The organism is Chitinivibrionia bacterium (assembly GCA_009779925.1).
In the GTDB taxonomy this organism is placed as follows: domain Bacteria; phylum Fibrobacterota; class Chitinivibrionia; order Chitinivibrionales; family Chitinivibrionaceae; genus WRFX01.
Genome location: WRAZ01000015.1, coordinates 1 through 13,677 on the forward strand (window position 1 = coordinate 1; position 13,677 = coordinate 13,677).

Below are 13,677 nucleotides of genomic sequence, written 5' to 3' on the forward strand. Positions count from 1 at the left end.
CCAAACCACCAAGGGACATTTGCGCCGTCTTTTATGTATAAATTATTATCGGTTTTCTCCGCAAAAAATGAATATTCGCTTTTTACGTCCGTTATGGTATTGTCAAAGAAAAACGCTCTGTCGGCAAGCAACATTGCTTCATAAGCATTGTCGAGAGAACGATAATAACGCTCCTCTATTTTCTCAGGTGGAACTGAATGCCCGCCTTTCGCACTTCTTGTGTTTACGCGTTCAATGTTCAACAACGGTGTGTTTGTCGCTATGAAATACAGATATATTTTGTATCCATTCTCTTTTGCAAAACGGATTTCATCTAATTTTGACGGATGAGAAAACACCGTTTCAAAGGCAAATGATGATTCGGAATCTAATATCATTTTGTGGCGCAAAAATTCAGACAAACAGGCGGAAACATAAGAAATTTCTGCGAAATCTTTGTCTGTAAAAGAAACGATCGTCTTTTCAATGCTAAGTTTGTCCGCTATTTTGAACGGTATCTTATCTTGAAACGAGGATTTTTCTACAAATTTAAGAAACTCGTCTTTTGAAAAATTGATAGGGTAATACGCCAAATTCAAAAAATCTGCAAGGTCTTTTGTTATAACGTCAGCATTAATAAAATAGTAATCGTTAAAAGTATGGGTCTTTACGAGGTATTCATAAAGCGTGGATTTTCCCGACCCATTAGGACCTGCAATTATTCTGAGACGTTTTGTTTTATGCATTTGGTATCTCAATTATTCGAGGACCTGTATATACTATATCAGGTATAGCATCGCCCAAAATTTCTTTGCGACCATCAGCATATTCTCTGACAACGCAGCCGTTTTCCACATAACTCAGCGGAATTCCCAGTCGTTTATTCTCGGCGACAGCCAATTTTCCCGCCTCCGAAAAAAGGCGTTGATATTCTTCGTATCGGGGAGTGTTTATTATTCGCTCGTCGTCGTTATATACAAACATTTTACCTCCTTTTTATATCAATATACGTTTTGCCATTGCAAAGAAATTTAAGAATTTTCACCAAAAACAAAATAATTCAGTAAACTACCCAAAATAAAAAGTATTTTCTCTCCGCAACAAAACATGAATTGCAAAGATTTATCTCTTTGTTTTTCATCTGTGTTCTTTGATTTTATTGTTAACCAATAAGCGAGAACTTCCTCACTGGTTGTTCTGCTTATCAATGCTTATTTGGTTAACGCGGATGAATTCATGTTTTGTTGCAAAAACTATGTAATGGCAGGGCAACCTTTCGTTGTTTTTGCTTTAATTTATTAACTTTTAGGAGGTTTGTATGCACAAACAAAGAATAGCCCTTATAATAGCCGGTGGGCTCGGTATGTTGGCAACATTTTTGCCTTGGAGAAGCGCGATGGGATTTTCAGCCAATGGCACACATGAAGAATTTGGATTGTATGAATTGACAGATTGGGAAATCTTTTACCAGTTGCAAATGATAGGTGCGGGGTGGTTTACCCTGTGTATTTTCGCTATATCCATAGCAATTGCTTTTTCAGGAAAGATAGCAGAGCCGCTGGGCAAAATTAAGTTTTTATCAATAAGCATTGGAATAATTAACGCGATTATTGGAATATTGCTTATAATTGCGATCGAAAATAAATTTGCTCCTTTCACTTTTCTTAGCAACGGTTTGTATCTGTTAATTTTTGCAGGTATTGCAGTTAGTGTAATACCATTTATCAGCGCTCTGGCGAAAAAATAAGGTGTATAACAATAATTCAAAAGGCAGAGAGAGATAACCTTGTCTATCTCTCTCTGCGAAACACCATCACAAAAGAGTAAAATCAGAAAGGTTTCTTTCTGCTTTTACTAACTAATAAGATGTCGGCAACTTTATACTCTCCCGACCCGGCTTCCCGAGCAGAAAACAGCATTCCTTCGCCTCTCAATGACGCATTCTGCCAATTTCCAAAATAGGGAGTCCGGCTTCTGTCGGGATGTAAACAATGTTTTGATTTCCTGACATAGTCCGCACCCAAAGATAACGAATATATGTTTCTGACAGCGATTCCTGAACCGCATACATTGCTTTTGCTGCGCCTTGCGCTCTGGCAACTTCTGCTTCGGCGTTTAATTTTTCGGCAGCAAGGCGCGCTTCCGCTTCTGCGATAATTATGTTTCTGTTCATTTCGGCGCGGCGCAATTCCGCAGTTCCCCTCATTTCAGCCGACCACACAGAATACGTCGGGATTCCCCACATCAAAAGAGCAATAAAACCAACCGTTGCAAGCACCGACAAAACGCTCAGCACTACTTTTGTTCCCATAACTTTCTCCTTTTTTTTATTTTACAATAAACTCTCCGGTGTAAAAATACTAAATGCCAAAGAATAAAAAAACACCAAAACCAAAATAATCTCGAGAATCTTTGGGGAATAAACGATAGCACAAACAATGGTTTTCCGTATTTATAAGCAAATTTAGTATTTTTCCGAACAAAGAAAAAGGAATAAATTACAAAGGCATTCATAACGAATTAGAGGTCGAAAGATTATTTGCCCGTACATCACATCTCCTGCCTTTTCTCTTCTCTCTTAGATTCTACATCTTCCCATTCCCTGATTTTTTCTAAAACCGCTAATCCGTCCAAATCCATTTTTGAAAAGGCAAACCATTTTTTGCCACTATCTTTCAAACTTGCGCCCCAATGATAAACTTCTTTGTCATCGACTATCAAAAATCTGTCATGGCTGAGGTCGAATTCTTTTGCTTTTATCGGCGGATATTGTTCGTTAAATCGTTCTATGTCTAATTTTAACTGTTTTGATATTTCTTTTGTAAAAAGCATAACTTTTACATTTTCTGTTCTCTTGGAAAATATTGTCAATGTGGATTCATTTATATAATTGTCTATCAAAATTATGGATTTTTGCGCCGTTTTTACGATTTGGCACATCAAAACATAAGCGTCAAAGACCTCTCCCTCAAAGAAAACTCCGCTTTTTGGAATAACGTCTCTGCTTTCCAGCGCGGCAAATATTTTGTCTATGTTTTGGGTGGTTTCCAGTTGTTTTAGTTCCACGTTTTCGAGGCGTTGAATAAAGCCGCCGATTTGCGTTAAGGTTTTGCGCATTGCGACGAATGCGTTTATGATTCGTACGCTTACCTGCACTGCTATTGGTGTATTCAATACCGCCGAAAGCATTGCTACGCCCGCCTCAGTAAAAGCATGCGGTTTTACGGAAGAATGCTTAAGAGTTTTGAACCGGTCGCAAATTGCGACCAGTTCGTTGAATTCCGTAATATCCAATTGAAAGCGAAAATTATCGGGGAAGCGCGCTATGTTTCTTTTTACCTGTTCGTTTAACCTTTTGACTTCTACGCCGTACAACTCAGCCAAGTCCCTGTCAATCATCACCTGCAAACCGCGAATTGTGAAAATTCGGTTTTCTATTTCGTTTGAATACAATTCTATTGAATTAGGCATTTTTTCTCCTTTTTTGTAAGCAAAAATACGTTTTGCGTTTAGAACAAATTTACAAATTTCACCAAAACCAAAATAATCTCGGAAACCATCTCAGAAATAAAGTATTTTACTACTGCGGAAAACGATGAAATGTCGGAATAATATCTGACTTTTCATTGATGTTCTTTGATTTTTTTATTTTGTGTAAATAAACACAACGCGTGAACTTCCCTTGCCGGTTGTTCTGTCTTATATGCCTTGTGTTTATTCAATCTAAGAACAGGTGAAAATTCATCGTTTTCCGCAAAAAACTGAATTGTGGGCAGGACAGCCTTTCCGCTGTTTTTTGCTTAAAAATTTGACATTTGCCGTAAAGAAACGGTGGAAAGGCGGTTGTATGACTAAAGACGATGTTGTCGCAGAGTTCAACAAGGGGAAAAACAAAGAAATTTCTGTGTTGAAAAAAGTAATTGATGATATGAGTGCGCTCGAATTAGCCAAAAAAGATTTGGCGCAATTTGAATTCAACAAAAGCGATATTTTATCAGAAGATAAAATAGATTGCTTAATTAAAGAAAAAAATCTGCAGAAAAATGAAAAGTATATTTACTTGTTTTTTGCAGATGATGTTAGTGGTTTGGCTAAAGAATTTAACAGAGCCAAAAATCAAGAAAAATGCGAATGCCATTTTGCAAAATTTAATAAAAAAAACGAACTAAATCATTGTATTTATGTCGGCAGTTCGTCAGATTTCAGCAAGCGCATTGCAGAACATCTCGGAAAGGCAAGTAAAAGCACTTACGCAATCCGATTTTCAGAATGGCTACCTGAAGAAACGAAAATTACTTGTTATTACTTCAAAGTTGATGCAGATCAAGAAGTTTTGCAAAATTTGGAGAACGGAATATGGAAACAATTAAAACCAATGCTCGGAAAATTCGGAGCGAAATAAGAAAGGGGTATCTTTTTATGAAAAGAATGATTTTTGCGCTATGCGCAGTTTTGGTAATGTTTGTTGGTGTGTTTGCTCAGGGATTGACTGCCTATGAGAGAAGAGTTATGGATTTGGAAATTCAGTTTTTAAATCAAAATTTACGCAACTATCATCTGTTTAGAAATAGAGGTGATTTAGACAGGGGCGTTGGTATAACAGAACAAAGAATGACTGTTTACAGAGAAATTTTGGCTATGTCAAACACGAGAGATAAAGCGCAAAGAATAAGCGGATTGGTTAGGCAAATCAGAGGTATAAATCAATTGGATTTAGTCACAGGAGCGCAAGTAGTTGGACTTGAAAAACTTAACGCAGATTTGAGAGCGGCTGAAAGTTTAATGAACGAAGCCGAGCGCGCCGCAAGAAGAAATGCTGCCGAAACACAAAGGCAAGCCCAGCAACAACATCAGGAACTGCTTAGACAACAAGCATTTAGTGAAAGATTTATCCATAGAGTGCTTTACAATGAATGGAGCCTCTTCCCAATGCCTAATAGTGCAAAGCAATTTCTTCCTAAAATAACTCCGCAAAGAGGAGAATTTGAGACGACCGAAGCATTTAATGAACGGCTTAGTAATTTTTACAGAGACAGCACGGAGCATTATTTCAGAAAATGGGCACTTTTGGCAACCGATACTATTGTTAAGGAAAGTTTTAATATCGGTGAAGCGACGGACGAAAATGGAAATGTTGTGCCTGTAATCAATATTGACGGGCTTCGATTTTGGCTTGGAAATTACAATGCAGACAAAGGCGTATTTGCTGTAAACTGGGGGTGGGCAGGCAGAAATACTAGACAAGCCGCTAATGCCGCACCTACTACCGCTACCGTGTCGGTGCCACCTGCAGAAGCGCAAGCATTAAGGCAAAACGGGCATTTTTTGAGCATAAATCCTGCAGATGTTTGGGTTAAGGAGTATTTTTTGTATCCTGCAAGAATAACGGTTGTCAACAAAACAGATACGACCAAAAGGTTTGATATAAATTTTCCGAGACCGCAAGGCGCAACAGAATTATCATTTAGTGGAAGCGCGTTGTGGAAAGATAACTCAAGCGCAAGAAGTTTGGTGCATAATTTTGGAGATTTGGCAAGAGAAATTTCGGATAAACGAGAAAAAGAAAAGGCAGAAAAGGCTAAAATGGCAATGGAAAAGGTTGAACTTTGGATTGAGAAATTTCCTAAAAATGATATAAGGAGATTAACAATTTACCGGGGAGGGTTCGGTGATTTGAATTTGGCAGTCGGAAAAGAAGGATGGCTATCTACAGGGATAGAGGTTAATTTCGATGTCAAATTCCGCATTGAAAATGTTCAAGATATATGGAACATATATTATGATAATGTTCTTGTCTTCAGAATAGAAGCGCCGTTTGCACGGGATGGTGCTGGGTACAGATATTACACAATCAGAAAAATGACTTTAATGGCGCCGTTAAAACCTGAATGGCACGGACTTTTTGATGCTCAAGGATTTAGCGAAGAAGAGGTTTTAGCGCAACAGCAACAAGCCACCCAACAAATAAGGCAAACGTGGGCAAATAGAATTAGGCGTGCAAACGGTTGGGATTTGCTGTTCAGAACATCTGATAATCAAATCGTTAGGTTTGAAAATAATCGCGCATTTCCAATCCCTTTGGGCACCTACGAAATTCAAGGCAGAAGTGTGATTTTCAAGCGCAACGCCAAATTTATTGACTGTTATATAACCGACCAAAACGGTATGGAACACAGAGTTTATTCTTGGGAATTGAATAGAAATGAAACCATCAGAAACAGATGGCATTCTACCACATTTAACTCTTCCGCGATGATAAGCCCGCAACACGGCTTTTTGGGCTTCGGAATTTTCGATACCGCACCTGAAAATTTCCCGCAGAAATAAAACAACAAGGGCGTATTGTCATACGCCCTTATTTTTCGCTTTTGCTATAAATTTATTTATTTTCTTAATTCCAAACACTTTTGTAAATTGGGATTTTGTAAATATACCGGAATATCGCCCTGAATGTAAACAACAGTCGAAATGAAAAAATCTAACAAAAACACAAAAATTCACCAAAAATAAAATACTTCCGAAAACCACCGAAAACAAAACGTATTTTTCATAATATCAAAAGGAAAAAAATGACAGAAAAACAGGAAATAGTAATTTATCAAGGCGAAAGCGGCGACATATCTCTTTCGGCGGATTTTCGTAACGATACGATTTGGGCAACACAAGCGCAAATCGCCGAGTTGTTTGGAACAAAACGCCAAGCGATAACAAAGCATTTGAAAAATATTTTTAATGAAGGAGAGTTGGACGAAAAAGTGGTTAGTTCCAAAATGGAACATACCACTCAACACGGTGCTATGCCCAACAAAACACAAACCGTTCAAACAAAGATTTATAATCTCGACGCAGTGCTTTCCGTCGGCTATAGAGTTAACTCAAGAAATGCAACAATCTTTAGAAAATGGGCAAACAAAGTTCTCAAAGATTATCTATTAAAAGGAGTTGCAACAAACGACAAACGGCTTGAGCAATTAAACAAGGCATTGCAAATTATTTCAAGAAGCGATATTCCCGAAGTTTGCGGTGTTGCTAAAATATTGCAGGATTTCTCTCACGGCTTGGATTTGCTCGACCAATATGACCATCAATGTTTGCAAAAGCCAAAATCCGAAACAAACGGTAATTGGCAATTAAAATACGACGAAGCGAAAAACTTTGTAAACAGTATGAAATTCGGAAAAGAAAGCTCGCTTTTCGGAAACGAAAAAGACCAATCGTTTAAGGCAACGCTTGGAGCGATTTATCAAACATTTAACGGGCGGGAGTTATATCCGAGCATTCAGGAAAAAGCGGCTAATTTATTGTATTTTGTAGTAAAAAACCATTCTTTTACAGACGGAAACAAACGAATTGCTGCGGCGTTGTTTGTGTATTTTTTAGATAAGAATAACGCGCTGAAAGATAAAAACAACAACTTGCTTATAGATAATAATACTTTGGCGGCAATGACTTTGATGCTCGCGCTGTCGAAACCGGAAGAAAAAGAAATTATGTGCAATCTGGTTATGAATTTCTTGAATTCTTCTGTTTGAGATACGTCAATTTCCAACTATTTTCACCAAAAACAAAATAATCTCGTAAACCACCACAAATAAAAAGTATTTTCCCGATGCAGAAAACGATGAAATGTCGGAATAGCCCCCGGCTTTTCATTGGTGCTTTTTGGCATTCCGCAGAAAAAATGAATTCGCATTTCCCCTTTTTTTGCTGTTTTTTGTCGTCTCAACTTCCCATCTTCCTCAATTCCTCCTCCAACTCCTCGATACTCGGCAAACTGCTTTTCAGATTATCGGGCAATATTTTCTCCAAATTGAATTCGCTTACGCCAATCGGTTTGTGTATATCTTGCAAGGCGTATTCTACTTCCAAATTATCTTTTCCGCGACACATCATTATGCCGATAGTCGGATTTTCAGATTGGCGTTTTATTGTTTTATCAACAAGCGTCAAATAAAAATTGAGTTTACCTGCAAATTCTGGCTGAAAATCTTTGTTTTTCAATTCAATCACCACATAGCATTGCATAGGTATATGATAAAAAAGCAAATCGACGAAATATTCTTTTTCGTTCAATTGGAGAGGATACTGCCTGCCGACAAACGCAAAACCTTTGCCTAATTCAAGCAGAAATTTGGTAATGTGATTAGTGAGTTGGATTTCTACATCTCGTTCTTTGTAATTCTCTGCAAGTTGTAAAAAATCGAAAATGTATGGGTCTTTCAGCGTTTGTTGTGCAAGGTCTGAGTTTGGCGCAGGCAATGTATTGACAAAATTAGAAATCGCCTTACCCTGTCTTGTGTATAAATCCGATTTTATCTGCAATGCCAAAACGTCCCTACTCCAATTGTTTTCTATGGTTTTTTTGATGTAAAACAACGCCTCTTTTACGGATTTGCATTTGGAAAAAAGTTGTATGTGGTGTCCCCAAGGAATTTGGAAAATTGGGTGGTTGTACAATTCGCCAGTAGCTTGTTGGCGAATTATATCTCCTTTGTTTTCAGATACTTGTAAGCCCGCCGCAAGTTGTTGCGGAATTTCTTCAACAACTTGTTGAAGTTTTGGGACTGCCTGACCGTAAAACAAATAAAATCGTTTACAATAAGTTAAATTAACCACCGAAAATCCGCTCATATCAGGAAATTCGCTTCTCAAATCTTTGCTCAACTGCTCAAAAAAGCCGCTTCCCCAAGATGTTTCCATTTGTCGGGCGACAATATCTTGCCCTAAATCCCAATACAGACGTAAAAGTTCGGTATTTACTTTTATCGCCGCCTTTATCTGACTTTGCCGAATTCGACCTTTTAGGTCTATCAGCCATTGCTTGTAATCGTTGCTTATTTGCATTTTTTCTCCTTTTTTGTAAGCAAAAATACGTTTTGCCACCAAGAAAGAACGCGCCTCTCATACGCTCCTTGCAAAATTACTTAAAAATTCCAAACAAATTGCGCACCATTCGGAATAATAAAAGCAGAAGACGGCGCCATCATTCTTTCGGCTCTTTTGCTTCTGTTGCACCCTACTTGCCCCGTAATATAAATAGGAATACCGGCAGCTAATGCATGCCACCCTGGCACTCCAAACAAAGCTCCTAACGCGAATTGATCACTTGTCGTAAGAGCCACACCTATAATACCGAAACTAAAACCACCCGCCATTAATGCGATGCCTGCGTTTCTCCTTCTTGTGAATTTTTCGGCATTCAATATTATTTCGGTTTTGTGCGACTGCTTTCGAGTGTCGCTCAATTCTGACAAAGTTGTGTTTCTTGCCGAAGAACGCTGAGTATTTACCGATTCCGCCGAAATTGTGCCTGCGTTTAACTGTCTTAATTGATTACGAAGCCCCTCTAAATGCTCCCTTTCTCTTCTCAAATCGGTATCGGCAGTTCTCCACACGTTTTCAGCAGTATTTGCTTTTGCCTCTTCTTCGGCGTGTGTTCTTCTTGCAGAGTTAAAATCTTCAAGAGTTATATTTACCATTCTTTGAGCAGGTTGGCTTGCAGGATTGGCGCCCAATAATGCAACTGCTTCTCTGTGGTCGTTCTGAGCTTTATCCATTGCCTCTTTTGCACGACTTGCGCTTGCTGTCGCAACGCCTCTTCTTGTTTGAGCCTCCGCTTCTCTTGCTTCTAATTCGCTGACCTGTTTTTGAGAGATTTCTATTTGTGAGCGAAGTCGAGCGACAGCCTCATCATTTTGTCGCCTTGTTCTTTCGGCGTTTTCCGCATCAAGTCGTCTTCTGCGTTCAGATTCTTCTACTTCTCTCTGTTTTCTTTCTAAATTACGATTTATCTCTCCGACATCAACTCTCATTTCTGCTCTTACCCAATAAGTGGGTCCCTCAAACCTCTCGTCAAGAACTCTCAAACTCACTCTGCCTTGCGTGCTTATATTTACCGCTTCCCTATAAATATCTTCGACATTGCCGCCCGAAATAGTCATAGCTGACGAACGGTTTGACTGCACAAAACTACCGACTTCTGATAAAATCATTGTGCGCAATTGCTCTTGCGCTCTTGCCCGCACCGAGTTTCTGCTGTCGTCGTCGCTCATTGTTAAGGTATGTTCTTTAACGAACGTTCGAACTTGACCCAATGCCGTAATAGGCAACACTAAAACCATAAAAACGCATAATATTACTGCTTGTTTCATAAAGCAACCTCCCGTAAAATAAAAAAAGTCAAATTACAAGTCCAAACAAAACAGTTCCGATTGAGCTCAAAAGGTCTGTGCCGCCGAACTATTATCATTCGCGAAAACCACAACAGCCCTATTGATTGTTGATTACATACTATCAAAGAGGAGAGGCAGCACAGACGTGCGCGACACCTCTTTGATAGTACAAAAATAAAAAAATCGCGCATTTCTGCAACGACAAACAACAACCAATTTATGGTCGCTGTGGTTTTCGCTATGGGAAAAATACTATATTTCAACGCGAAAAAAGAGAATTATTTGTTTTTTTGTGAATATTCTTTATTTTACAGACATTTTGGGAATTGCCCCGAATGTAAATAACGGTTTTCCGCATTTGCAAAAATTTTAAACCACCGCCCTATCTAAACTCCGATACTGAATAGCCTCGGTGATATCCGCTTTGGAAATCAACTCGTTGCCTTTCAGGTCGGCGATTGTTCGCGATACTTTTAGGACTCGGTCGTAGGCGCGCGCCGATAATCCGAGGCGGTCTATTGCTTTTTTGAGGACTTCTTCACAGCCGTCTTCGAGAATGCAGTATGCTCTTATGTCTTTTGACTCCATATTTGCGTTGCAGTAAATTCCTTTTCGGTCGGCGAAGCGTTTTTGCTGGATTTCTCTTGCGCGTATCACTTTTTCTCGCATTTCGGCGGACGATTGAGTACCGCTCGTTTTTGCCAAATCTTCGTACGGAAGCGCGGCGGCGCGGACGTGAATGTCTATTCTGTCTAAAAGCGGACCCGAAAGTTTGGATATATAGTTTCTGATTTTCTGCTTGGTGCAAGTGCAGGCGTGATTTTCGTTGCCCAAATGTCCGCAAGGGCAGGGGTTCATTGCCGCTACAAGCATAAAATCCGCGGGAAAAGACAGCGATTGGGCAGCCCTGCTTATTACGACATTCTTGTTTTCCAGCGGCTGACGGAGGTTTTCGAGCACGTTTTTATCAAATTCGGGAAGTTCGTCCAAAAACAAAACGCCGTGATGGCTCAAACTTATTTCGCCCGGTCGCGGATATGTTCCGCCGCCTATAAGTCCCGCGTCCGAAACTGTATGATGAGGCGAGCGAAACGGGCGCGCCGTTATTAACGGCATATTTCGCGGCAATTTTCCCGCGATTGAGTGAATTATGGTTGTTTCTAAGGCTTCGTCGAGGGAAAGCGGCGGCAGAATTGACGGTATTCGTTTGGCAATCATCGTTTTTCCGCTTCCGGGAGGTCCTATCATAAGCATATTATGTCCGCCCGAAGCCGCTACCAAGAGCGCTTTTTTTGCGACGATTTGTCCTTTTACGTCTATAAAATCCAAGGCAAAGTTTTGATTTTCGCTGAAAAGCTTGTTAATATCACAGGTTTCGGGTTCAATTTCGCTGTTGTCTTCTATAATATCTATCGCATCTTTGAGCGTTTGCGCGCCAAATACGGGCAAACCTTGCGCGACGGCTGCTTCTTTGGCGTTTTCCTTGGGAACAATAATAGCCGAAAAATTATGTTTTCGCGCGGAAAGAGCTATCGGCAAAACGCCTTTTATCGGACGAAGCGAGCCGTCCAAAGCCAATTCGCCTATAATGCAAATGTCTTTGTTTCGGTTTTCTATCTGTCTTGTGGAAATTAAAATGCCCAAAGCAATGGGTAAATCGTAGGCGCTTCCCTCTTTTTTGATGTCGGCAGGCGCCATATTTATTGTGATTTTACGGGCGGGAAATTCAAAACCGCTGTTTTTTATTGCGGACATTACCCTTTCGCGGCTCTCTTTAACGGCGCCGTCGGGAAGTCCTACAATAGCGAAAGACGGAAGCGCTTCGGTAATATCGGACTCGATAACCACCTCGTAAGCGTCAATTCCCTGTAGTGCGATACTGCGTAAATGTGCGAGCATAATAAAGTAAAATACAACGAAACGCGTAAAAATTACACGTCAAGTCCCATAAAGCGCGCCCAGTCTTTTAGTTTAGCGTCAATAAACCACCAATAGTGTTTTACTGCAACGGCAATTCCCGCCGCAATAAGAATAGCAAGAGGTCTCGGACATTTGAATATCGCGCCCAAAAACCACATAACGACCATTACAACCGCGAAGATTGCGACGGTCGCCTGCCAGCTTAAAACATATTCCATTAAAACTTATCCTGCGGCTTTAGCTTTTACCGCTATTGCCAAACGTGATTTGCGGTTTGCCGCCTTGTTTTTGTGGATAACGCCCGTTTTGACTGCTTTGTCAAGAACGGAATGAACATTACTGAGCGCCGAAGCAACTTCTTCTTCACCCTTAGCCGCCGCCAATTTCTTTGAGGCGGTGTTGATTTGCGAACGAACAGCGCGATTATATGCGTTTGCTTTCGCAGATTGTCTCAATCTTTTTTCACTCGATTTGTGTTGCGGCATTTTCAATACTCCTTAATACTCGCGATTTTTTTAAATAAAATTCATCGGTAAAATACGATATGTTTCCGCACAAAGTCAATGGAAAATAGTATATTTGCATAAAATTTGTTCTTTTTGGAGTAAATATGCCGTTAAAAAAGGTTGCAATATTTGTTTTTGATTTGTTTTTTCTCAATCGCCCGACGCTTCTCGTTCCCGTCTGGACAATTCTCTTTTTGGGTTGGACGACCGCGCAACCTCGCGAAATATTCGATTTTTCGTTCGATTTTGCCTCGCCTTTTGTAAAAATGTTTTTTGCGTTCACCGCCGTTGTTTGCCATATATATATAGTAAATCAGATTGTTGACCGCAAAAGCGACAAAATAAACAACAAGCTTTTTTTGCTCTCAAACGGTCATATTCCCGTCGGCGCCGCGTGGCTTCAGGCGCTTTTGCTTCTTGCGTTTTCGGTCGTTATCGCTTGGATTTGGCTCGATCTTGTAAGCGTTTTCATAATTTTGACGGCTGCTTTCCTCGGTTTTTTGTATAATTGCGCGCCGTTCAAACTAAAAGACAGACCTTGGGGCGGATTTATCGCCAACGCGCTCGGACACGGAATGCTAACATATTACGCAGGCTGGTATGCAACGCAAATCGGCGCGACTTCGGGCGGCGTAAATTTGTCGCCCCCTTTCGGAATTCCTATGGTTGGATTTTTATTTGCTCTTTCGGCGGCATTTGCCAACGGCGCGGTATATTTGACTTCCACAATTTCGGACATAAAAGGCGACGAAAACGTAGGCAAGCGCACGTTCGCGGTCGCATTCGGAGCAAAAAACACCTCGCTTTTAGCGGCAATCTGCGTGGTAATTTCATTTTTGACGGCGTTTTTTATCCCGCACTCGCTTTGGATTATGGCAATTCCCGCGGCAATCTGCATTCCGCTTTTCTTCCGTTTATACATCGCGCAAGACGTCAAAAACGCGTTCAAAACTTTCCGTTATCCCGTGGTAATTTTATCTGTAATGATAGCGATTTTTGTTCCCGTTTATGCAATTTTGGTGTTTGCCACGGTAATTTTAAGCCGAATTTACTACAAAATGCGCTTTAACCACGAATATCCGAGTTTCAGCAAGGAGTAA

Annotated in this window: 14 protein-coding genes; 5 read left to right on the forward strand and 9 right to left on the reverse strand. The window is 40.2% G+C overall.

From position 1 onward, the window contains the following. Positions 1-725, reverse strand: a 725-nt coding sequence (locus FWE23_05935; protein MCL2844973.1) for a hypothetical protein, incomplete at its 3' end; no start/stop codon positions are given. Continuing rightward, entirely contained in the window at positions 718-963 is a 246-nt protein-coding gene (locus FWE23_05940; GenBank protein ID MCL2844974.1) for a hypothetical protein, read from the reverse strand. The genes FWE23_05935 and FWE23_05940, both read right to left, overlap by 8 nt. A 334-nt stretch (positions 964-1,297) precedes the next feature. Here FWE23_05940 and FWE23_05945 point away from each other — a divergent pair, with 334 nt between their 5' ends. Then, positions 1,298-1,726, forward strand: a complete 429-nt coding sequence (locus FWE23_05945; GenBank protein MCL2844975.1) for a hypothetical protein — start codon at positions 1,298-1,300, stop codon at positions 1,724-1,726. A 183-nt stretch (positions 1,727-1,909) separates the two neighbouring features. Here FWE23_05945 and FWE23_05950 read toward each other — a convergent pair whose 3' ends face one another. Both FWE23_05950 and FWE23_05955 read right to left on the reverse strand, forming a co-directional pair. Beyond that, positions 1,910-2,290: a hypothetical protein gene (locus FWE23_05950; protein MCL2844976.1), complete on the reverse strand. Its 381-nt coding sequence runs from the start codon at positions 2,288-2,290 to the stop codon at positions 1,910-1,912. Positions 2,291-2,529: 239 nt separating this feature from the next. Further along, the gene (locus FWE23_05955; protein ID MCL2844977.1) at positions 2,530-3,450 is read right to left on the reverse strand and encodes an ORF6N domain-containing protein; all 921 of its coding nucleotides are present in this window, start codon (positions 3,448-3,450) and stop codon (positions 2,530-2,532) included. A gap of 376 nt (positions 3,451-3,826) precedes the next feature. Between FWE23_05955 and FWE23_05960 the strand changes: the two genes are divergently transcribed. The 3 genes from FWE23_05960 to FWE23_05970 all read left to right on the forward strand — a co-directional run bounded on the left by FWE23_05960 (position 3,827) and on the right by FWE23_05970 (position 7,511). After that, a complete protein-coding gene (locus FWE23_05960) occupies positions 3,827-4,381 on the forward strand; it encodes a GIY-YIG nuclease family protein (protein MCL2844978.1) in 555 nt (184 codons plus the stop codon). 17 nt (positions 4,382-4,398) lie between these two features. Further along, positions 4,399-6,306, forward strand: a complete 1,908-nt coding sequence (locus FWE23_05965) for a hypothetical protein (GenBank protein MCL2844979.1) — start codon at positions 4,399-4,401, stop codon at positions 6,304-6,306. A gap of 242 nt (positions 6,307-6,548) precedes the next feature. Continuing rightward, on the forward strand, positions 6,549-7,511 hold the full coding sequence (locus tag FWE23_05970) for a virulence protein RhuM/Fic/DOC family protein (GenBank protein ID MCL2844980.1): 963 nt from the start codon (positions 6,549-6,551) through the stop codon (positions 7,509-7,511). A 190-nt stretch (positions 7,512-7,701) separates the two neighbouring features. On the opposite strand, the gene FWE23_05975 is transcribed toward FWE23_05970, so the two are convergent. The 5 genes from FWE23_05975 to rpsT all read right to left on the reverse strand — a co-directional run bounded on the left by FWE23_05975 (position 7,702) and on the right by rpsT (position 12,556). Then, complete coding sequence (locus FWE23_05975) at positions 7,702-8,823, reverse strand: PDDEXK nuclease domain-containing protein (GenBank protein MCL2844981.1); 1,122 nt, start codon at positions 8,821-8,823, stop codon at positions 7,702-7,704. Positions 8,824-8,903: 80 nt separating this feature from the next. Next, entirely contained in the window at positions 8,904-10,130 is a 1,227-nt protein-coding gene (locus FWE23_05980; protein MCL2844982.1) for a hypothetical protein, read from the reverse strand. A 390-nt stretch (positions 10,131-10,520) separates the two neighbouring features. After that, positions 10,521-12,050 (reverse strand): YifB family Mg chelatase-like AAA ATPase, encoded by a 1,530-nt coding sequence (locus FWE23_05985; protein MCL2844983.1) that lies wholly within the window; start codon positions 12,048-12,050, stop codon positions 10,521-10,523. 32 nt (positions 12,051-12,082) lie between these two features. Further along, on the reverse strand, positions 12,083-12,289 hold the full coding sequence (locus FWE23_05990) for a hypothetical protein (GenBank protein MCL2844984.1): 207 nt from the start codon (positions 12,287-12,289) through the stop codon (positions 12,083-12,085). A gap of 6 nt (positions 12,290-12,295) precedes the next feature. Continuing rightward, positions 12,296-12,556, reverse strand: coding sequence for a 30S ribosomal protein S20 (gene rpsT, locus FWE23_05995; GenBank protein MCL2844985.1), 261 nt, complete (start codon positions 12,554-12,556; stop codon positions 12,296-12,298). 125 nt (positions 12,557-12,681) lie between these two features. On the opposite strand from rpsT, the gene FWE23_06000 reads away from it, so the two are divergent. Next, the gene (locus tag FWE23_06000; GenBank protein ID MCL2844986.1) at positions 12,682-13,677 is read left to right on the forward strand and encodes a UbiA family prenyltransferase; all 996 of its coding nucleotides are present in this window, start codon (positions 12,682-12,684) and stop codon (positions 13,675-13,677) included.